This window comes from Terriglobia bacterium, from assembly GCA_032252755.1.
Lineage (GTDB): Bacteria > Acidobacteriota > Terriglobia > Terriglobales > Acidobacteriaceae > JAVUPY01.
The window spans coordinates 66,738-87,128 of record JAVUPY010000064.1 but is presented as its reverse complement, the minus strand read 5'-3'; the positions used below and the strand labels follow the sequence as shown (position 1 = coordinate 87,128).

Sequence of the window (20,391 nt, the reverse complement as noted above, 5' to 3'; positions counted from 1 at the left end):
TGAGGGGCTAGGGTAATCGAACCGTGAGGTTCACATCACTGGTCAAAGTACTAGCGACAAGATGCAATCTTTAATGCTTGCTTCTTCAGAGTCGGCGATCGGCGAGCGCCCGCGATTGCGGCTGGATAATTGACAGCTAGTACTGAATAAACTAGCAGTGGTCACCGGCGGTTCATGGCGCGACACTTGGGAATATGAATGCGAACGCTCCCGGCGAACAAGCGTCTACCGCCGTGGCGGTTGAGGGCCGCAATTTTTCCAAGAGAAGTTTTGGAGCGAAACACTTGTACGTGGCCGGCCTACTTTTAGTTTTGCTGGGAATTTACTTTTCTGTCATTTGGCTCAATTTCACTGAATCTGCCCGCCGCTCGATAAACCTCGAGATACCATCACATGGCAATGACTACCTGCTGATAGACGTTGATCTCATCAATGTTGACCTGCAACGCCGCGAGATGACGGCGAGGATCACGTTTTCGGCCACCGGGAACTTGGCCGAGGACGAAGTGACGCCGGCGACCGACCTGCAACTGGTGCTAAACACCGTGCGCGGGCAACAGCAGATCACGTTTCCCAAGGGAAAGCGGATGAACATTACGGAAGCCGTCTTTCCTTTGCTTGGTGAGATCAATCGGTATCCCCTTGACCGGTACACAGGCAACGTGTGGCTGCTCGCGACCATACCCGGGCGGCAAGGCCCTCCAGCGCCGGCACGGAAAACTGGGGCGAAGCCTGCCCAAAAGAGCAAGCCGCCGGAAAATAAGAATGTGCCACAGGAAAAACGCGGACTCTTCGGAATATTCTCCCGCGGTGCGTCACAGGAACAAAAGAAGGCACCTGAGGCTCAGATACAGCAGGCCCCAGCGAGACAGGAATCACCTTTGACCAAAGCAACTCTCGGTCTCGGAGCCGCAGCACTGACAGAGCAAGTGCAAGCCGACACCAGGATCAAATTCAGGGCCTCCATTCCCGGGCTGACGTTTCGCGGCACAGAGCTAATCGAAGGCGTGCAAAGCCTAAAAGGTCTGACTGGGATCCATGTGTACCTGAAGCGTTCGGACTCGGTTATTTCGATTTCCGCGTTGGCAACGGTGATGATGCTGGGACTCTCGATTGGCGTCGTGACGATGACAGTGCCGGTGCTTAGCGGTACGAGAAAAGTCGAGGCTTTCCATGCCACGATGGCCGTCTCACTGATTTTTGGGTTGCCTGCGTTGCGTAGCATTCAGCCCGGCATTCCCTCACCCGGAACGCTCGGCGATATGCTGGCGTTCACTTGGGCCGAAATTGCAGCAGCCACTTCGGTAATCGCTCTAGCGATCCGAGGGCTGGGACAAGGCAAGATAGATGTGCAGGATGACCGTCGTCCGAGGGGCTGAGAAATGCGGGCCGAACCATCTCGCTCCAAGTCACGGCGCGCTTTAATCTGAAGGCAGACGTAGTACCACATCAGGAGCTTTCAGCGACTGAAACGTAATGGTCATGCCTAACGTCCATAACTTCTCGTCTTCACAACTCAGTCTGTATTTCTCCAACGCAGACACCATGGATGTATCCAGCGACGCTGTTCTCTCGGGATAGAAGGCGCCTCTAACGTGATGCCCAGAAATCCAGATTTATATTCAGGTATGTTCCGCACCATCGCTCTCACAATCCAGGCAGTCTTGTAAGAAGTGCCGATCTCCTTTTGAAGGTCTCGCACTGTGCAGTTCTGATTTGAAAATAGGAAATGTATAGCTGAAAACCACTTGCTTAACGGGAGGTGGGTTCTCTGGAAGATTGTGTCACTTATTACTGTGAACTGATATAGACAATCCTTACATGCAAACAGACGCGCAGGGATAAGCTTTCGTGCGCTTGCTCGAAGCTGATAGACATGCCCAAAGTAGCCCGATTCTCTTCTTTCGCAACGTGGGCACGTTCCCTCACCCTCCCATATCCACATCCCAGATGAGGTCCTAGAAAAGATCGAGAATTCCTTAGAACGGGAGCACGCACGTTCTAGGAACGCCTCAGCGCAACAACGCGGACGCCTGGAAGAGCAATTAGAAGCGATCCGGCGGAGAATGGATCAGGCTTACTCCGATAGACTCGACGGAAAAATTCCCGAAGAGTTCTGGCAGCGGAAAATGTCCGACTGGCAGGCAGAAGAGCAGCGGATCGAAATGGCGATTGCCGGAATTACGGAACAGAACGCAACGGATCGCCTGCTAGATGCGAAGAGAATTTTAGAACTCGCGAACAAGGCTTATTTTCTATACCTTACGCGGAAACCTGCAGAACAGGCCGAACTCCTCAGAAAAGTACTTTTGAACTGCTCGATAGATGCTGTAAGTATCACGCCTACTTACAGAAAGCCCTTCGATGTGATGTTTGAAAGGGCTAAAAATGAAGAATGGTCGGGGAGAGAGGATTTGAACCTCCGACCCCCTGGTCCCGAACTATGAAGAGCAAATTTCCAAGTGCTTCATTTGGTGTCGCTTAGGAACCGGAACGGCCTTCTTTCTCTCTCTCAGATGTACCGAGTTGTACCGAAATCCCCAACTCCACCAGAACGGCGGAAAATATTTGGCATGGACCTAGCGCTTCGCAGGCTCAAACAGTTCGATTGGGTTGCCGTCGGGATCATCGAGTTGAATTTGCTTCCCGCCGGGGCCTACTTCCATTTCGTTTCTAAAATGCAGACCCGCCTCTTTCAGGTCAGCGATGCGCGCAGGTAAATCCAACACCTGAAGAAGCACGCGGTTCCATCCCCCGGGCTCTTGGTGACGGCCATCGGACATTACCCGGGACCCAGATGCTCCAGGACCGCTCAAGATTAACTTGAGGCCGCCAATGGAAACCTGGCCGAAAGCGGGAAGGTGTTGCATGTCCAGATTGAAACCAAGCGTCTGCGTATAGAAGGCTATTGCCCGCTGAACATCTTTGACCTGATATCGAACACCCCAAAACCCCACGATGAAAGCCTGTGTTGTATGCGGTGATTCCGAGTGTTGATTCTCATTCTGCTGTATTGAACTCATCGATGGACACTCCAGTCGTTCATTTGTTACTTGTTTCGCGTCGGGGCGGAGCCAAGTGGCGCAACTTGTCCGGATTACGCACCACGTACAGCGCCCGAATCACGTCACCCTCAATCTCGAACGCCGAAGTCTGCACCGGTCCCTCGGGTGCGTCCACGACGATACCTGGCAGACCATTGATGATCTCAAAGCGCAGCGTGAAGTCGTCCCGCCACCACGCGCCTGGACGTTTCCGCGTGACGTCCACCAGGAACTGGGCAACGCGGTCAGCACCGTTGATCGCGTTCAACGCCGCGCGCACTTTGCCGCCACCATCTGTTAGGACGCGCACATCGCTCGCGAGCAATTGCGTCAGCGCATTGAGATCTCCCGACTGGGTTGCCGCGGTGAACGCGGACAAGAGCCGCGCATGCTTCGCATCGATCCCGCCCGAAGACGCCGGCGGCGCTGTCGCGCCGCGTGGCCGGGCGGCGCGCACGTTCGCGCGTGCGCGGGCGGCAAGCTGCCGGCACGCGACCTCGTTCCGCTCCAGTGCGGTGGCGACTTCGCTGAACGAGAAATCGAACACGTCGTGCAGCAGGAAGGCAGCCCGCTCGAGCGGCGACAGCCGGTCGAGTGTCAGGAGCAGCGCAATGGACAGATCCTCGGCCAGCTCCGTGCGGCTATCAGGCGTGAGTGCTGCCGTATCGAAAACTGGCTCCGGCAGCCACGGGCCGACGTACTCCTCGCGGCGGGCTCGCGCCGAGGTCAGCATATCGAGACAGATTCGCGTCGTCGTGGCCATGAGAAACGCCTTCGGCTCTGACACTTTGTCGCGGTCTACCCCATGCCATCGCAAGTACGCTTCCTGCACAGCGTCCTCAGCGTCGGCCATCGAGCCAAGCATGCGGTAGGCGAGGCCGAGCAGGCGCCGGCGATACGGCTCGAAGCTCCCAGCGGGATTCGACATTTCACTGTTGGAACTCACGTCATGCGCCCCGGTTGTAAAGCGGTGCGGCGGGAGCGGGTGAGAGCTAGCCCGCCGAGGCCCAGGGCGATCAACCCAAGCACGAACGCTGCAGCGCCACCGACTACTCCGTTACCGGTGCCGGGACCGCCGTTGGCAATAGCCAAATTCAGCCCGCCGTTGACGGCGGCTATGAGCCCCGCCACCACGGCCACAATGGCTCCGCGTTGCCCGTGATTACCGATCCGCCGGGCGCCACGATACATGGCCATTCCACCGATAACCACGCCCAGCAGAGCGAGCACAACAGTCGTCGTTGCCCAGAGTCGCCGGGGAGTCAGGCCGTGAACCGTGGTGGCGCCGGGCTCGGAAAGGTGCGCGGCCAACAGCACGGCATACACTAGCCCTCCGAACAGGGCGGCTGCAGCCAGAACGGCGAGAATAATAGCGAAGTTCGTTTCATAGATTTCGCTCCTCTCAGTCTCCAATGGTGAGACGGGATAGAGCGTCGGAATGTGACATGGCTGCCAGAGACTGCCGGCAAACTAGACATGGCCACTTCCGGTTCAGAAAGAAACTGAATGATCAGGTTTGCGGACGGCCCTCGTTGGGCTGCATTCTCGTGTTAGTTCCGGTCCCTGGTGCGTCCCGACCTGGGTTTCCGTTGCTGTACGTGAGTGGATTTCCCCTCTCAACCCGGAGAACCTTTGCTCTATGATCGAAGGACGATCTCACCTTAGCTATAAGCGGTGGATCAGTTTCGTCCGATACTCCCCACAACGAATAGCTCTCGCACTTTCTCTTTTGGCGCAATGAGGGCCTTGCGTCCTGCCGGTCCCATACGAATGCGACAATCCCCCACATTGGTGGGTGTTAGCGCAGCTGTGACAGGTATCACTTATCGTTTGTGACAGAGCTGGTACAAGTAAGCATTGCTTTCTTGGGTGCCACCATTTGTCCGCCTAGGAATATGGCCAAGGAAATCCAGACGGATGGCAGCTGCAAAAGGACGTCCCTGTTGTGAGTCGCAAACTCCTCGTCGTGGTTGTTGCTCTGCTCGCGCTGTTAGCTCTGCCATTGCTGGCATGGAACGGCTTGGTAGAGGCGGGTGATGCTTCGGCCTACGATATGCTGCTGCGGCTGAGTCCGGCGCGGCACAGCTTGGCTCAAAAGGATGTCATCCTACTCGCAGTCGACGAGGAGACTGTCAGCCGGTACGGTCCCCTTCCATTGAATCGAGTGGTTCTTGCGGAAGCCCTCAATCGGGTCGCTAGTGCGAAACCGAATGTGCTGGTTGTTGACGTTCTCCTTTCGGAACGTACTCAGCAGAAATCGGACGCCAGCTTAGCCGATGCACTGGGACGCTTTCCTAAAGTGGTGCTCGCAGCGGCCTTGGAGCCGGCGCCGGATGGCAAGGAGTCCCGATGGATAACGCCTCTTCCTGAATTCGAATCCCAGGCGTACGCGATCGGGCACGTCCATTTAGAACCCGATCGTGATGGTATTGCCCGCTCGTTATTACTCGCCAAGGCAAATGGAGAGAATCGATATTGGGCTCTGGGCTTTGAGGCATTTCGAGCTGCGCTTGGAGCGCAGGTCCCCCCGGTGGAGTATTCCAAACGTGTGGTGGTAGGCGATCGGATTGTGCCTACCCCTCAGTCCAATGGTCGTTTGCTTTGGATTCACTATCACGGGCCCGAAGGAGCGTTTCCGCGCGTCTCTGTCGCGAGCGTTCTGGAAGGGCGGGTGCCGTTGTCTGACTTTGCTGGGAAAGTGGTCATCCTAGGTGTGACTGCCCAAGGGGCGGGAGACCGTATTTTCACGCCATTTTCGACCGGCGTCGGCATGAGCGGTATTGAGATTCACGCCAACATTCTAAGCACGCTGCTTGACGGCACCTACCTATCACCTCTTGGGCCGATCTCCGAGTTTGCATTTCTGCTGACCATTGTTGCTCTGGTCGCGGCTTTCGGATGGTGGCAGAACGGACGTCTTCTGGGGTCAGTTGCCGTCGCCGGGATCATAGCCATCCCCGCGTTCTCCTACTGGATGCTGCGAACGGGCGTCATCATCCCTTTCGCATCTGGACTCGTTACGCACATATCCGCTTCGCTGGTTTGCTTCCTGGGACAGACGCGATTTATTCGTCGTCAGCTCGGCGATGCTATTGAAGGTCGAAAAGACTATGCATTCCGTTTGCAGGCGGTCGCACACGAGATCAAGACTCCGCTCACTGCAATTCACGCCTCCAGCCAACTCATTACGGATACAGATGTTCCCGAGCACAAGAAGGAAGAGATCGCCCAGCGAATTCACAAAGAAGCTGGGCGACTCTCGGGCATCGTTACCACCTTCCTGGATGTGGAACGTATTTCGGCCGGAGCTCTGAAGCTGCAGACGCAAAAGGTCGAGCTTTCTGTCTTGGCGGCCGAAGCGACCGAGCGTGCGGGCTTGCTGGCGTTGAAGAAGAACATCGGGATCGAGCAGGATTTCGAGAGTGTAACTATTCCGGGAGATGCGGAACTGCTCCAATTTGCGGTCTACAACCTGATCGTTAATGCAATCAAGTACAGCCCCAACGGATCGTCGATCCGAATCACGGTGCGGTCAGATCCAAAAACTGTCACTTTGCTCGTAGTTGATCACGGATGCGGGATCGAACCGGCCGAACAAAGCCGGATTTTCGAGCGTTTCTACCGCACCAAGAAACACCAGGATAACCGCGGGTCTGGCTCAGGGGTCGGTTTGGCGCTGGTAAAGGAAATCGTGACGCAGCACGGGGGAAAAATCGAAGTAGAAAGCCAGCCAGGAGAAGGCTCCATCTTCAGTGTTTCTTTGCCGCGCGAGGTAGATCGATGAACGCAAAGCCGCCGGTGTTGTTAGTCGATGACGACGAGGGGATAACCTTTTCCATTGCTACGTATCTGGAAGCCAAGGGCTACGCGGTGACGGTGGCCAACAGCGGTGAGGAGGGCTTGCGTCTCGCCTCCGCAGTGCAGTTCCCGCTGGTTCTGACTGACATCTACATTGACCGCGTGACTGGGCTTGACATCCTGAAAGCTGCGAGACAGACGAGCTCGAATTGCGCAGTAATCCTCATGACCGCCAAGGGCTCGGTACGAACAACGGTAGAAGCCGAAGCCGGAGGCGTGTTTGATTATCTTCCCAAGCCAATCGATCTCGGTAATCTCTTGACGGTCCTGGAGAGAGCGGAAAAATCGCTTCGGATCGAAGAAACGCACGTTCCTGATACCGAGCCTGACGGGGAACTGGTAGGCATATCTCCCGTCATGGTTGAGCTGTACAAGAACATTGCTCGCGCGGCTCGCTCGGACGCCACGGCCTTGATCCGAGGGGAAACAGGCAGCGGAAAAGAGCTGGTAGCTCGTGCCATTCACACGGTAAGTGATCGCGCTCAGCAACCGTTTGTCCCCGTCGATTGCGCCGCGATCCCCGAGAATCTCTGGGAGAGCGAACTTTTCGGCGCTACCAGGGGAGCGTTTACCAGCGCGGAAAAAGACCGGGCAGGGATCATTGAACAAGCTCGTGGTGGCACTGTATTCCTGGACGAGATTGGCGAGATACCGATTTCCTTCCAGGCGAAATTACTCCGGTTCCTTGAAGCAAAGGAGTACCGGGCAGTCGGTGCCACCATGCCCAAGAAGACAGCCGTACGAATCCTTGCAGCCACTCACCGACCGCTGGAAGAGATGGTAGTGCGAGGTGAATTTCGCTCTGACCTCTATCATCGACTTAATGTTCTCAACATTTCAGTCCCAGCACTGCGCGAGCGAAAGCAGGATATATCGCTGTTAGCGAATCGTTTCCTCGCTGACGCCAACAAAAAGCAGAGCAGGAACGTATGGCTTGAACCAGAAGCCGTGAGGACGCTGGAACGACACGAGTGGCCAGGGAATGTCCGGGAATTGAAGAATGCGATTGAAAGGATGGTCGCTATGTCTTCACCCGGTCCTCTTGGAGAAGCGGATGTGCGCCAAGCATTGATTCCCCCACCCGCAGAGCACGCGACAACAAGAAGCCCGGAAACGCTGGAAGATGCGGAAAGGGAGCACGTAGTGGAAGCGCTTCGCTTGAGCGGAGGAAATCGAACGCTCGCGGCCGAACGTCTTGGCATTCAACGCCGCACTCTATACAAGAAGTTGGAACGCTGGGGTCTCGCGCACGAAGGGCACAACGGTGTGCCCGAAACGCAGAAGCCGCACGATGAAGAAAAAGACTAAGAGTGTGTTTTCAGCAACTTCCATGACCACCAGGTTGGTTGCCGGATTGCATTTACGGAAAGCGAGGCTAATGTGACTCGAACTCACTTCAAATTCGCTGCTCTAGTTGTCCTGCTACTAGCGACTGTGCCGACGTGGGCGCAGAACGCAGTGACCGGGCAAATGGAAAAGGTGAAGGGGAAGGTTAGCCTTGTGCGCGGCCAGGCGGCGCCTGCGCTTCTGCACAATAGCGATGCGGTTCAAGTGGGGGATGAAATCCTCACGGATCGAAAGTCCTCGGCAAACTTGCGCATGCCTGACGGCAGCACCGTCCAAATCTATCCGAATTCTCACGTAGTTCTTCGTCCGGGCACCGGCAATTTCAAAGAATTCCTGAACTTATTGCTCGGAAACGTGCGAGTGCAGATAGAAAAGTTAAGCGGCAGGCCGAACCCCAAATCCATGACCACACCAACCGCGATCATCGCGGTCCGGGGAACCATCTTCCATGTCGCCGTCAACCAGGACGGGGACACGCAGGTAGGAGTCGATAAAGGCCTCGTCAGCGTGGCCAATCTGCTGCATCCCGAAGATGAAGTCATGGTGAAGCCCGGATACATGGTCTCGGTGCGGCGCGGCCAGCAGCCAACCCAGCCTCAGATGATGAACCAGATGATGCCCGGAATGATGGGTTCAGGCATGTCTGGAATGTCAGGAATGGGTCAGGGGATGGGTACGCGGTCGACTGGCGGCATGGGTTCCCGGGGCACCATGGGGCCGAAGCCGTAGTGAGTTCGAGTCACAAGCCTCGCATTTTCATTCGAGGTGAAGTTATGAAATCAATGGCAAAGTTCTCAGTGATTTTCTTGTTGTTAGCGGCGTTCCCGATCTTCGGTGTGGCGCAGATGGGCCGTGGCGGCACGCGCGGTGGCGGAAACATGGGCTCCGGACGTGGCATGGGAGCCGGTATGGGTCACGGCAACATGGGCCAAGGAACTGGAATGGGATCCGGCGGTTGGGGCTCAATGGGCCAGGGACCGGGCATGGGATCCAATGGCGGTTGGGGAACGATGAATCAGGGGCAAGGAATCGGTTCTCGAAGTAACTCCGGAAGTAGGGGACAGGGGCAAGTAGGTGGTCCTGGCAACTACGGCGGCACCAATAGACAGTCGCAGGCAACGCACTCACGTGGAACCTCGCAAAACAGGAACCGGATACGAGGATTTGGCTCCAGGTTGAAGCAGCGCTTCTTCGGCGGAAATCAGCAACAGTGAACTGACTACTCCACTTCAAACCCCAGCTTATCTGGCGTAAGCCCTGGCGAGCTGGGGTAGTGGTCAAGTTGAGATAACGCCGGAGCAGCCGGTGTCAGGAGATACAAATGTTCGTTTCTCAAAGGAATGCAATTCTCATTCTCGCCTTATTCGCGCTGGCACTGACACTGGTCGCGTGCGGTGGTGGCAGCAGCAGCTCGACCAGTTCACTTCCACCCTCGACGCCAGGCACTACCGTTCAGGTAGGTTTGGGCGATTCACCGGCCGACTGGATGACTACATTCGGGATGACCGTGAATTCCATCATGCTGACCAACAGCAATGGCTCTGGCATCAGCATGTTGACGTCACCAACCCAGATGGAAATGATGCGACTCATGGGAACGGTGCAGCCAGTTTCGGTCATGAAGGTGCCACAGGGGATTTACACCAGTGCAACCATCAGCATCTCGTCCATTCAAATGGGCTACATGGACCCTGCTACGCATCAGTACGTACAAAAGACGATGGCAGGTCCGTTCACCGGAACCGTGAATTTCAACCCTGCGATGACCGTGGGCTCCACGCCTTCTTCGCTCAATTTCGACATGAACATGGGCTCGTCGGTTTCTATCAGCAACGGCAATGTCACCATCACGCCGATGTTCACTGGGATGATGGGCGCCCTGGGAACGGGACAGAACCCGTGGCAGGGATATATGCAGCACATGGTCGGCTCAGTGTCGAGTGCATCCGGCTCCCAGTTCACAATGAACATGATGATGGGTCTGCAGTCGGCAACATTCGCGACGAACGGCAGCACTCAGTTCGACGGAATGAGCGGCATGGGCATGATGTCAAACGGGATGATCGTCAGCGTCGATGCGATCACTCAAGCGGATGGAAGCCTGCTCGCACAACACGTTCAGTCGATGTGGGGTAGTTCCGGCGGCATGATGGGCGGGGGTATTGTCACAGGGATCACAGGCAATCCACCGACCCAGCTCACCATTGTGGCGAGCAACGGCATCGGCGGCGGAATGATGATGTCTGCGATCTCAGGCCAGATCACGGTCAACGTCTCAAGCAGCACTCCGTATTCCGCGGACTCCGATGACGTTGATCTGGCGAATCTACCGTTCACGCCGACCTTTGACAATACCAGCATCACCAAAGGTCAGAAGGTCGATGTTGTGAGCGGCGGCAGTATGATGGGCGGTGGCGGCATGATGGGTGGAGGCACTTCGTTCGGCACCATCAATGCAAGCCAGGTTCTGCTGGAACAGCAAGGCCTGCACGGGACCGTGTCGAATTACACTGCCAATGGATCTCAGGCAACGTTCACATTAACGCTTCCAATGGATTCTGCCTTTACCACCCTGACTGGCATATCAACGATCACCGTTTACAAGCAGAACGGAACGCAAATGCACAATCTCTCGGCGATCGCCAATGGCAATCAGGTGGGAGTGCGTGGACTTCTGTACTATGACTCCGGCACATTCAAAATGGTCTCCACTTGGATCGTTGGTTCCTAACTTCGACAACAACGCGCATGGGCTGCTCAAGGGCAGCCCATGACTGTTGCAACTATGAGTATTTGGCGAGCGCTAGCGGCAACCCCGCCGGGAAAAGGCCAAGCCGATCACTTACGAAGTCGATGGGTGCCGGTGTAGAAGATGGTCGATTGAATAGCCAACCCCCATGCGCAGCACGAACGGGTCGCTTACATCGGAAAGCCCAAATGTCGGTTCGACCTGAACAGTCCAGTGCTTCGCTACGGAATAGCTAAAAACGGGACCCACATAGTGCTGCTGGCGTTGCCAGTCGAAGCCGAACTGATCCGTGTTGCCAAGCGCCCCCATCATTTCGAGCCCATATCCCAGGCGTTGCAACGAGAACACATGAGGCACTTTCTCTTTCGGCATGTCCGCCATTCCTGCCATGTCTTTGTCTGACTTCATTGACATATAGTTCGCCCCCCGAAATGCTCCCCAGGCATATCCGAAGTCGTTCCCGCCGTTTTCCAGACCCGTTTCGTTAATGAAATTGAAGGTTAGGTTATTCCGTCCCCAATCGTGATACATGATTGCCCGCTGTTCAAAAGTGCGGGCAGGAGTGTGCCGAGCCGTTTCCAGAGGCCCACTCAAATCTTCGCCGCCGAATCCGGAGACCTCCATTTTGTACAAGCTAGCTTCATTGAGGCCTTCGTACTCGCCATACAAGGTGAAATTCAGCAGGTGGTCGTGTGGGAAAACGCGAATGTAACTATTGACCCTCAGCCCACCGTAGGTGGTGGGCAATCCGAAGATTTGCTGTCCCTCGACCATAAATCCCGCTGTCCAGCGGGAGGTTAGGCCGTACTCCACCATCCCCATGCCGGTGAAGAAATCATTGGTGGAACGCGCGGACTGGAAATCCGACAGCGCCATGACCATCATCGTGTCCTGCGGAACCGGATGATTGAATGCGGTGAAATAAGGATCCATCTGCGCTTCAAGAACGGCACGGCCGCCGAACAGGAAAACCAAAATAGAGAGGAGGCCCTTCGTGCTTCTCTTCATTGTTTTCAGTTCTTTCACAATTCGATAGTTGGTGACGAGGCAGAGTTTGCTGGCTGAACTAGATTACCAGACCGACGAGTGGTAGATCTGATAGCCATTGCTCACGTCCCTTTTATGGCCTATCAACTAACCCGATAATGCTTTCCGTGCAGCCAAGTGGAAGGAGAATGCATCTATAATGAACCAACTAACGGGTGAGTTGTGGTGAGACTGTCTCGAAGCGCAATCGTTCTTCTGCTGGCCGTTGGCATCGTTTTGGCCGCCGGCGATGCGGGAGGTCTGATATGCGAATACATGTGTGCTTCCGAATCAATGCACGCTGACCGCATTGACGAGGAATCTTCCGTTCATTCTGAATTGGCGCACGCGCACCACACCCACAATGATTTTGCGAACGAGGCTATAACCGTTCTGCACGCCTCATCCGACCATCATGATTGTTCGTCTGCAGGCTCGTTGTGTTTTACGCTAGATAGCCAGTCCAGCGCGGCAGCCAAGCGGATGATTGACGTTGCAGTGGATCTTCCAGCGGCTTCATCGAGACACGCTGAAACGCCGGACAACGATCAGGTTTCTGTATTTCCCTCACATGGTCCCCCGGGAACCGTGCCGGCCGCTTCGGCAATTCTTCGAGTCTAGCCTACCCTCCTTACGGCAGTGCCATCGTGTGCCCATCCGCACGCGCCGACCTTACTTACAAAATCTTGTTGGTTCGAGGTACGAATGAAGAACCGTCGTGACTTTCTGAAGAACGTCTTCGGAGCGTCAGCCAGCATCATGGCTGCGCCGGCGATCTTAAATGCGCAACAGCGTCGAAGTTCAGCCAGCGCCGAACATGCTCGGCACGAGCCTGCGGTACGCACCGATCGAAGCATGAACGTGCCGGTACAGACTCCGGACGTGCCCGACCTGTCGTTTACGGTCGACAACGGCGTCAAAGTCTTCCACCTGATTGCAGAACCGGTGAAGCAGCAAGTCGCTCCTAACAAGACACTAATCCTGTGGGGCTTCAACGGTAGTGCTCCTGGGCCGACAATCCAAATCAATCAAGGCGACCGGGTCCGAATCATCGTTGATAACCACTTGCCGGAACCAACTTCCATGCATTGGCACGGGTTCGAGATACCCAACAACATGGATGGCGCACCTGGTATCAGCCAGCTCCCGATCAAGCCGGGTGGCCGATTCATATACGAGTTCACACTGCATCAGGAAGGGACGTACTTCTATCACTCGCACATGGCGATGCAGGAGATGATGGGAATGCTTGGCGGCTTCATCATGCACCCCAAGGCGCCGTATCGGCCGTCGGTCGATAAAGACTTCCTGATCATCCTGCAGGAATACGCGGTCCTTCCTAACAACGTGGTACCGAACTCCATGAACATGGAATTCAATTGGTTGGTTCTCAACGGCAAAGCAGGTCCAGCCACAACTCCATTGATCGTCAAGCTCGGCGACAGAGTCCGGGTCCGCCTCGTGAACATCGGCATGGACCATCACCCGATCCATTTACACGGGCACACGTTCCAAATCACCGGGACAGAAGGTGGTCGAATTCCCGAATCAGCGTGGATCCCGGGAAACACCGAACTTGTAGGCGTAGCCCAAGCACGCGATTTCGAATTTGTTGCCAACAACCCTGGTAACTGGATGCTGCACTGTCATCTCCCGCACCACATGATGAACCAGATGTCTTCGAACGTCGGGCTGATGACGCGTGTCGGAAGCGGTATTCCCGCCGGAGTGAACATGGAGAACGGAATGGGCATGTTAACCGGCGAGCCGACGGTTCCGACTGGAGAAGATTACGGCCCCAGTCTGGGTCGTGGAATGGGCTTCGGTTCTACCCGAGATTTTCCGAAGAGTAATGGGCCCATCTCGCAGCAGAACTCCATGCAGAACATGGGAGCGATGAACGGCGATATTGCGCCCAATGCGGATTCTGTTCCCGGGTTCCCGCAGGACGCGTACATGGAGGGCCCGATGATGGCGATGGATGAGATGGTCGACAAACCCGAAACCTATGGACTGCCTCGCGGTTGGAGCGGGTTTATGCAAGGCATGATGACCCTGGTTCGTGTCCTCCCGCCAGTCCAGTACGACGACGTGATGGAACGTGTCCGTCGTGGAAAGAAGCCGGGCAAGGACATGCATGACATCCCGAACATGCAGCACCCTAACTAGGAGATGCCAATGACAATCAAGCAAGCGATCGCATTCTCATTCGCGCTGCTCCTTTCAATGGGAGCAACTGCGCAAGAGCACCAGAGTTCGATGCCTGGCATGCACATGCCACCTCAGCAGAAACAACAACCGGCCCAACAACAAGCGACCCAACCCGGCCCCCTGGGGGCACCCGGGATGCAGACTCCACAAGGGGCACTGCCGACGATCGAACAGCAGCAACAGGCTATGCCGCAACATGAAATGAAGATGGAAAACATGGAGATGCACTCGCCTGAGACCACTCCATCCCAGATAATCGGGTTGCAGGAACAGGAAAACCCCAATATGAAAACCGGGGACGAACTTCCAGTTCCAGATCTCTTAGCGGGTGCGCGAAAGGCGGAAGTAAAGAAGCTTGACGATTTCGAACAACTCGCACTGAAGAACAATCCAACGATGAAACAGGCGCAGGCGATCGCCGGCGAATCATCTGCGCTGGCTCGACAAGCCGGTCTCTGGCCGAACCCGTCAATCGGATATCAGGGCGAGCAAATCCGCGGTGGCTCATATCGAGGAGGTGAGCAAGGAGGTTTTGTCCAGCAGAACATCGTACTCGGCGGAAAGCTTCGGCGTCGCAAGGAAGTATTCGAACAACAGCGCAGGGCTGATAACCTTGGCATCGAAGAGCAAAGACTTAACGTGCTGGGTGGCGTTCGAGTCCGATTCTATCAAGCACTTGCGGCTCAAAGAACAGTCGAAGTCCGCCAGCGGCTGCTGCAAATTGCCCTAGATGCCGCCGCAACCGCCCACCAGCTCGCAAATGTCGGGCAAGCAGACGCTCCTGACATTCTGCAAACGGAAGTCGAAGCTGAACAAGCAAAGCTGGATTTTGTCCGCGCTCAGCGCGAATACATCCAGGCTTTCAATACCCTCGCGGTGATTTCAGGCCAACCCGGTCTCCCACTCACATTCCTCGACGGTGACCTGGAACATCCTCCTGAAATCGACATTGAGCATTGGGGGGATACAGCGGTCCAGCGAAGTCCCGCCATCAAGCGTGCCGAGCAGGAAGCGAAACGTGCGGAAGCTGTTCTTTCCAGAGATAAACGTGAGGCAATCCCAGACCTCACGTTGCGAGCAGGTATTCAACAGAATCGCGAACTTGATCCTGAATCGATGCGACCTGTTGGTGCACAGGGCTTCGCGACAGCTAGCATCCAGATTCCACTATTCAATCGGAATCAAGGCAATGTCGAAGCGTCGAGGCTGGAACTTGAGCGCGCAAGGCAAGAGATAGACCGAACTAAGTTCAGCTTGGCACAACAAGCTCAGCCTTTCTTGCAACGATATGCGACGGAGAAGCTCGAGGTGGAGCGATACAGAATGCAGATGATTCCTCGCGCACAACGCGCATACGAACTCTACCTGCAAAAGTATCGAAACATGGCCGCCGCATATCCGGAGGTGATCATTTCGCAGCGTACCTACTTCCAACTGCAGGAGAACTATGCTCGAGCGCTGGGCGAACTCTGGAGCAGCGCTGTGCAATTGCAGAACTACCTATATGCCGACGGCCTCAGTGCGCCGCGGTCGAGCGGCAGCACCGCTACCCAAGTAAACCTGCCGAGCGGCGGAACGGGAGGCAGCGAATGAAGCGTCGCTCCATTGGAGCTTTGGCGATCGCTATTGTGCTCGGCGGAGCAGCAGTGTACGGGATGGTCCTAATTCACCATGGGTTCAGTGCTCGCGACGAGCCTTCGTCAATCGAGGCATGGACGGCACGTCGAGTTCGAAGGCTAGCGATTCCGTCAGGTGCCCGAAATCTGAAAGATCCAGTCCCGCGCTCTCCCGCGGCGATCCGTGAAGGGATGCAGCACTTTGCCGATCACTGCGCCACCTGCCACGCAAACAACGGTCGGGGAGATACGGAGATGGGTCGTAACCTGTATCCGAAAGCCCCGGACATGAAGGCGGCCGAAACACAGAACCTGAGTGACGGGGAACTTTACTACATTATTCAGAACGGCATTCGAATGAGTGGAATGCCTGCGTGGGGGAAACCGGGAGATCTGAGCGACGAAGAAAGTTGGAAGCTCGTCCAGTTCATCCGCCATCTGCCATCGCTTACTCAAAAAGAAGAAAGTGAGATGAAGCGATGGAATCCGTTGAGCCCGCAAGAGCAGAAGAATCAAAGAGAGGAAGAGGATTTTCTAAGCGGCTCAGAAACTGCAGCTCCACACAAGCACTGACAAGGAGGGGGAAGAAGATGCAACGCACGATTCGAATGATTTCAGTAGTACTAGCCTTATCACTGGCTGCGATGGCCCATGGAAAGCCGCAGATATTTATGGGTGTCGTCAAAGAACTAAGTTCGGCTCATATTGTGATAACGACAACGACTGGTGACGTACGAAAGTTCGAAATTGGACCGCACACGAAATTCCTGAAAAGTGGACAGCCGGCCAAGGCAAGCGACCTCGCAGCAGGAGAACGAGTAGTAGTCGAAGCCGACGTGCACGGCAACAAAGCTCTCGCAGAGACCGTCAAGTTCGGTAAACCGTCGCAAGGACATCAACATTGATGAATGGATTAAAATGGACTAGAGCACAATCAGGAGAATGGAAATGAAGATATATGTTGCCCTCGGAGTTATCTTGCTGGCGAGCAGCTTCACGCTTGCACAGAGCACCCAGTCACAGCAAACAGGCGATCAATCTAAAGGGATGTCGCCTAACATGCAGATGGGATCTACCCAGAAGTCGCAGGGCATGCAGGGCATGAAAGATCACATGCAGGAGATGCAGGCCGAGATACAGCAAATGAAGTCGCGAGTTGAAAAGATGAGGTCAGATGCAGAGAAGGTCCAGGATGCCAACACAAAGGCCGCTTTGCTCGACAACGCCGATATGTGGGACCAATTTATGAATCACATGCAGTCCCACATGGGCATGATGATGAAAGAGGGAATGCATCACGGCGACATGAAGGGACATGGCATGATGCATGACAAAAATGCTCCATCATCGAAACCAAGCCAATCAACTACTCCAAATCCTCAATAGGAGTTAAGTCCAAAGTGGAGGGCGGCCGCGGTGTGGCCGCTTTCATCTTGGCCGACCTTCCGAACGATTCGGATCGTCCGCACCAACGTGTGTTTGCGAACTAGAAGTGATCAATGCACAAGCAGCGCGTTGAGGCTCTCAGCCGCAGGAGCCGAACAATACACCGCACAGTTGTAGCAGTTTTGTACGTCTAGGGAAGAGCAGACGCGATTGGTTCAGCAGGGCGCAGTCGGATCTTTAATAATGAGACATTGCTGCCTCTTTTCAAAGCCACAATTCCGAATCTTCCAGCAAGGCAGCAGGGCGAGTAGATGTCGAATGGCGGCGAAGTTCAGACGCGCCTCACGGACGAGGCGCAGGACCGTACCAGTCCGATACCTCGCCTCCTCTCCTAGTTTCGAACTCAGCGCTTGTCGGAACTGCTGATGAGCCGCCATCATGTCGCCGAGAGGGCTATGGAGTTGCTCTTCCTACTAGGGGCAAATGTTTGGAGTCTCAACGCGAACGAGTTCCCCCTGAAACCATTTGGTCGGCGAGGATCTGCGAAATCTCTCTATCGGCCTGCATCTCACAAACGCTGCACACGAAGAGTCGATGGCCTTCAGCATGTGAACCCGTTGAGAACTAGCTAGTTTCGAATCGTGCCCAGCGCGGCCAATTCACCGCGGGGTTGTAATGCGCCCCTCCATACTGAGCCAATGTGACTGACCCCGTGATGAACAACAATATTGTGGCAAGGATTCTGATCGTTTTTATGGTGCGCCTTCCCAAATGGGCTACCTCAGCAACCCCTTGTTAGAAAACGTGCCGGTGCTGAATGACATAGGTGTCCGGCTGTAACACCATGCGTCCACGTTGGTTGGCTTGGTGAGAGTGATCTCGCCTCTCTTCCCAACTTTCAGTGCCTGTTGTTTCTGTTTCGGAGCAGCCACGGCCGGTGTTGGCGCGATCTCCTCGATTGCCGCTCGAATCCGCACGGCTAGAATCATCTGGCCGCAACTACTCCATGGCCCAGGTCGGCGCTTTCGATGTTGCGGAGTTCAGCTGGTTCTGAGCGTCGACCAGGCCGCAAAGCGCTGCGCTGATATGGGCGATTTTGTTGAACGGGTCCTGCCGGCGTACACAGATCTTTCAGTCTCTGCCGGACTCGACTTCGGTACTTCCATTGGTTCCAGGGGCTTTTCATGACTTACTCCTCTATAGAGGGACACCGTGATTCCTGACTCCGTGTTTACTTCGCTCGTGTGATCTCATCCACTGACATCAGCGAGCGGATAGTTTCGAGGGCGATGCTAAGTTCTCCGATGGTCATCATCCTGGCGTCAGACGTTTACTCCTTCACGACTGAATTCGTCCTGCCGTTGTCACGGTCGCAGCTGCATGCGCTCGGCTGCCTTGGCCATCTCCTCATGGCGCGCAGCCAATGACGCAGCTTCTTGTGCTTGTGCAGCGTAGAACTGAATGAACTTTTGGCAATGGGATCTTCCTACCGTTCCATAGGGGAACTTTCCCTCATACGGCACTGGGCTATTTCCGTACAGCGCTAACATCTCCTTGTGGTAGTTGGACCTTTTGGTTGATCGTTGTGCCTCCTGTAGGTAGAAGGTGGCGAGCCTCCGATGTTCTGAAGGCGTCTTGGCCGTAGCCAGAAGTACTTTCAGCTCCTTCTTGCTGATCCTGTTCACTGGCTGTGCGGCAACCGGGCCTGGCCAGAGCAGGAGCGCGAGCGCAAAAGAGAGAACCAACAGGGCTTCTGTGGAGATGATCGTTGCTGTTTTCATAACTTGCTCCCTGAGAATGCTTTCTGACCTCACCGCCAATATCTGCGTCTGTGATCTCGCTCTGGGTCCGTTTCCCCGTGGTCAGCGGACATCAGATTCGCGCACTTCTGTGGTTGCAACGCAGTTGCCACGCTCACGAATTCCTGGAATGGATGTAAGTCGTGAATTTACATCGAGATCAGCCATAGAACGGAGGCTGCACGTGGGGAACGGTGTCTGAATTGCGGCAGCTGGCGGTTCAATTCGCACATTGGAGGAGTACGGAGGGGTGTACTGTTGGACGTAATTGCACTCCTCTTGGGACAACATGCTTATTTTAGGAACACGTCATCACGAACACCAGTGTTCCCTACGTCGTGAACAACTGGGGCGAGGCGTGTTAACTCGATCCGCTACTCCGGAAGTCCAACTTCCCGGACGATCTACCCGCGAGAACTGTTTCTCTCTCGGTTGGTTACATGGCGGTCGATCTATGTCTTATGCAGACGTCCCGCGCGACGACTCGGGTTCAAGCCCGCCATCGGCAAACAGTCGCGAACATCCGTCATGGACTATGAACATGCGCAACTGCACGAGAGAACGCAGCCACAACTGACTCACACCTGGATAGGATGTGCCGGTAACGACTGCCACCCATGGCAACTGCAAGTCAAGCACTCCGTGCAGGATGAATACGGCGCGCTCCTCCGGCAGCAATCCGAGCACGGCCGCTTCAAACCCTGAGTCCACCTCGACCGCCCCACCTCCGCTTCGGTCACACTCTTCCAGGGTCAGCGAAATCAGAGCAGTGGGCAGATGATCAAGCCTTAGCGGGTACCCGCAGCGGAAGTAATCGAGAAAGCCTTGCGCCACCGCGTTCTCGGCCACTTCCACGTTGCCCAGGTAGAACCGGCAGAAGGTGCTTACCACACTGGCCCACTGCTCATAAAACTCGCGAAGTTCGGTTTCAGTTCGTTTGCCGCCCATAGGGCACCTCGTCGGGAGTTTCCCTATCCGTCTACCTTGCACTAAACATCCGCACGTACCGTGCCACGGGTTCGATCTTGAGAGCGGTCACCAAGCTCATGTAAATGCCACCGTAATAGCTAGCTCATCAACCGATTACCATAGCGCGGCCTAGGAGCGGCCCGCTTTCGTCCATTGACTGCGCCATTTAGGGCACTCTCGCACCTGGCAAAGTCTGCAGCCCTCCGGACTGGCTTTATGTTCAGCGAGGCCGTCAATCATGGCGCATGAGGGCCGACATCTTCTTTCCCCGGGAAAAGAGTAGCGAACATGAGTGAATGCGTCCACACACTTCCGAAAACCGGAGCCAGAACATGTAAATACAGATTGTTAGAAAGGCTGCCGTGCTATACGGCAGCCTCCACGCA

The 20,391-nt window shown here is 55.4% G+C and carries 19 protein-coding genes; 12 read left to right on the top strand and 7 right to left on the bottom strand.

From position 1 onward, the window contains the following. Positions 1 to 290: 290 nt before the first annotated feature. Positions 291 to 1,379 carry a DUF4436 family protein gene (locus ROO76_15435; protein ID MDT8069556.1) on the top strand — a complete coding sequence of 363 codons (1,089 nt, stop codon included), beginning with the start codon at positions 291 to 293 and terminating at the stop codon, positions 1,377 to 1,379. 687 nt (positions 1,380 to 2,066) lie between these two features. Beyond that, entirely contained in the window at positions 2,067 to 2,447 is a 381-nt protein-coding gene (locus ROO76_15430) for a hypothetical protein (GenBank protein ID MDT8069555.1), read from the top strand. 132 nt (positions 2,448 to 2,579) lie between these two features. Here ROO76_15430 and ROO76_15425 read toward each other — a convergent pair whose 3' ends face one another. The 3 genes from ROO76_15425 to ROO76_15415 are packed head-to-tail and all read right to left on the bottom strand — an operon-like array spanning position 2,580 to position 4,457. Beyond that, entirely contained in the window at positions 2,580 to 3,023 is a 444-nt protein-coding gene (locus ROO76_15425) for a VOC family protein (GenBank protein ID MDT8069554.1), read from the bottom strand. A gap of 19 nt (positions 3,024 to 3,042) precedes the next feature. Then, positions 3,043 to 3,972 carry an RNA polymerase sigma factor SigJ gene (sigJ, locus tag ROO76_15420; protein MDT8069553.1) on the bottom strand — a complete coding sequence of 310 codons (930 nt, stop codon included), beginning with the start codon at positions 3,970 to 3,972 and terminating at the stop codon, positions 3,043 to 3,045. 14 nt (positions 3,973 to 3,986) lie between these two features. After that, entirely contained in the window at positions 3,987 to 4,457 is a 471-nt protein-coding gene (locus ROO76_15415) for a DUF6223 family protein (GenBank protein ID MDT8069552.1), read from the bottom strand. A 532-nt stretch (positions 4,458 to 4,989) separates the two neighbouring features. Between ROO76_15415 and ROO76_15410 the strand changes: the two genes are divergently transcribed. From ROO76_15410 to ROO76_15390, 5 genes are all read left to right on the top strand, one after another. Next, positions 4,990 to 6,828 (top strand): CHASE2 domain-containing protein, encoded by a 1,839-nt coding sequence (locus ROO76_15410; protein MDT8069551.1) that lies wholly within the window; start codon positions 4,990 to 4,992, stop codon positions 6,826 to 6,828. After that, on the top strand, positions 6,825 to 8,210 hold the full coding sequence (locus ROO76_15405; protein ID MDT8069550.1) for a sigma-54 dependent transcriptional regulator: 1,386 nt from the start codon (positions 6,825 to 6,827) through the stop codon (positions 8,208 to 8,210). The genes ROO76_15410 and ROO76_15405 overlap by 4 nt, the downstream gene beginning before the upstream one ends. A 72-nt stretch (positions 8,211 to 8,282) precedes the next feature. Continuing rightward, positions 8,283 to 8,978, top strand: a complete 696-nt coding sequence (locus ROO76_15400) for a FecR domain-containing protein (protein ID MDT8069549.1) — start codon at positions 8,283 to 8,285, stop codon at positions 8,976 to 8,978. 44 nt (positions 8,979 to 9,022) lie between these two features. Then, positions 9,023 to 9,463: a hypothetical protein gene (locus ROO76_15395; protein ID MDT8069548.1), complete on the top strand. Its 441-nt coding sequence runs from the start codon at positions 9,023 to 9,025 to the stop codon at positions 9,461 to 9,463. A 107-nt stretch (positions 9,464 to 9,570) separates the two neighbouring features. Next, positions 9,571 to 10,980 (top strand): DUF5666 domain-containing protein, encoded by a 1,410-nt coding sequence (locus tag ROO76_15390; protein ID MDT8069547.1) that lies wholly within the window; start codon positions 9,571 to 9,573, stop codon positions 10,978 to 10,980. Positions 10,981 to 11,091: 111 nt separating this feature from the next. Here the strand turns inward: ROO76_15390 and ROO76_15385 are convergent, their stop codons facing one another. Further along, the gene (locus ROO76_15385) at positions 11,092 to 12,024 is read right to left on the bottom strand and encodes a hypothetical protein (GenBank protein ID MDT8069546.1); all 933 of its coding nucleotides are present in this window, start codon (positions 12,022 to 12,024) and stop codon (positions 11,092 to 11,094) included. A gap of 705 nt (positions 12,025 to 12,729) precedes the next feature. On the opposite strand from ROO76_15385, the gene ROO76_15380 reads away from it, so the two are divergent. From ROO76_15380 to ROO76_15360, 5 genes are read left to right on the top strand one after another with little or no spacing between them, the layout of a single operon-like run. Then, positions 12,730 to 14,193 carry a copper oxidase gene (locus ROO76_15380; GenBank protein MDT8069545.1) on the top strand — a complete coding sequence of 488 codons (1,464 nt, stop codon included), beginning with the start codon at positions 12,730 to 12,732 and terminating at the stop codon, positions 14,191 to 14,193. A 9-nt stretch (positions 14,194 to 14,202) separates the two neighbouring features. Next, entirely contained in the window at positions 14,203 to 15,828 is a 1,626-nt protein-coding gene (locus ROO76_15375; GenBank protein MDT8069544.1) for a TolC family protein, read from the top strand. Beyond that, on the top strand, positions 15,825 to 16,424 hold the full coding sequence (locus ROO76_15370) for a c-type cytochrome (GenBank protein MDT8069543.1): 600 nt from the start codon (positions 15,825 to 15,827) through the stop codon (positions 16,422 to 16,424). Before ROO76_15375 ends, ROO76_15370 begins: the two co-directional genes overlap by 4 nt. Before the next feature lie 17 nt (positions 16,425 to 16,441). Further along, positions 16,442 to 16,756, top strand: a complete 315-nt coding sequence (locus ROO76_15365) for a hypothetical protein (GenBank protein ID MDT8069542.1) — start codon at positions 16,442 to 16,444, stop codon at positions 16,754 to 16,756. A 43-nt stretch (positions 16,757 to 16,799) separates the two neighbouring features. Continuing rightward, positions 16,800 to 17,237, top strand: a complete 438-nt coding sequence (locus ROO76_15360; protein ID MDT8069541.1) for a hypothetical protein — start codon at positions 16,800 to 16,802, stop codon at positions 17,235 to 17,237. A 776-nt stretch (positions 17,238 to 18,013) separates the two neighbouring features. On the opposite strand, the gene ROO76_15355 is transcribed toward ROO76_15360, so the two are convergent. The 3 genes from ROO76_15355 to ROO76_15345 form a co-directional block, all read right to left on the bottom strand. Continuing rightward, positions 18,014 to 18,226, bottom strand: coding sequence for a hypothetical protein (locus tag ROO76_15355; GenBank protein ID MDT8069540.1), 213 nt, complete (start codon positions 18,224 to 18,226; stop codon positions 18,014 to 18,016). A 375-nt stretch (positions 18,227 to 18,601) separates the two neighbouring features. Then, positions 18,602 to 19,018: a hypothetical protein gene (locus tag ROO76_15350; protein ID MDT8069539.1), complete on the bottom strand. Its 417-nt coding sequence runs from the start codon at positions 19,016 to 19,018 to the stop codon at positions 18,602 to 18,604. A 477-nt stretch (positions 19,019 to 19,495) separates the two neighbouring features. Further along, entirely contained in the window at positions 19,496 to 19,984 is a 489-nt protein-coding gene (locus ROO76_15345; protein ID MDT8069538.1) for a hypothetical protein, read from the bottom strand. Positions 19,985 to 20,391: the final 407 nt, after the last annotated feature.

Excerpts from the sequence above, each read along its gene's own strand:
- ROO76_15430 (MDT8069555.1), top strand. The coding sequence starts at position 2,067 with ATGGATCAGGCTTACTCCGATAGACTCGACGGAAAAATTCCCGAAGAG.
- ROO76_15425 (MDT8069554.1), bottom strand. The coding sequence starts at position 3,023 with ATGAGTTCAATACAGCAGAATGAGAATCAACACTCGGAATCACCGCAT.
- sigJ (MDT8069553.1), bottom strand. The coding sequence starts at position 3,972 with ATGTCGAATCCCGCTGGGAGCTTCGAGCCGTATCGCCGGCGCCTGCTC.
- ROO76_15405 (MDT8069550.1), top strand. The coding sequence starts at position 6,825 with ATGAACGCAAAGCCGCCGGTGTTGTTAGTCGATGACGACGAGGGGATA.
- ROO76_15395 (MDT8069548.1), top strand. The coding sequence starts at position 9,023 with ATGAAATCAATGGCAAAGTTCTCAGTGATTTTCTTGTTGTTAGCGGCG.
- ROO76_15390 (MDT8069547.1), top strand. The coding sequence starts at position 9,571 with ATGTTCGTTTCTCAAAGGAATGCAATTCTCATTCTCGCCTTATTCGCG.
- ROO76_15380 (MDT8069545.1), top strand. The coding sequence starts at position 12,730 with ATGAAGAACCGTCGTGACTTTCTGAAGAACGTCTTCGGAGCGTCAGCC.
- ROO76_15375 (MDT8069544.1), top strand. The coding sequence starts at position 14,203 with ATGACAATCAAGCAAGCGATCGCATTCTCATTCGCGCTGCTCCTTTCA.
- ROO76_15370 (MDT8069543.1), top strand. The coding sequence starts at position 15,825 with ATGAAGCGTCGCTCCATTGGAGCTTTGGCGATCGCTATTGTGCTCGGC.
- ROO76_15365 (MDT8069542.1), top strand. The coding sequence starts at position 16,442 with ATGCAACGCACGATTCGAATGATTTCAGTAGTACTAGCCTTATCACTG.
- ROO76_15360 (MDT8069541.1), top strand. The coding sequence starts at position 16,800 with ATGAAGATATATGTTGCCCTCGGAGTTATCTTGCTGGCGAGCAGCTTC.
- ROO76_15355 (MDT8069540.1), bottom strand. The coding sequence starts at position 18,226 with ATGATTCTAGCCGTGCGGATTCGAGCGGCAATCGAGGAGATCGCGCCA.
- ROO76_15350 (MDT8069539.1), bottom strand. The coding sequence starts at position 19,018 with ATGAAAACAGCAACGATCATCTCCACAGAAGCCCTGTTGGTTCTCTCT.
- ROO76_15345 (MDT8069538.1), bottom strand. The coding sequence starts at position 19,984 with ATGGGCGGCAAACGAACTGAAACCGAACTTCGCGAGTTTTATGAGCAG.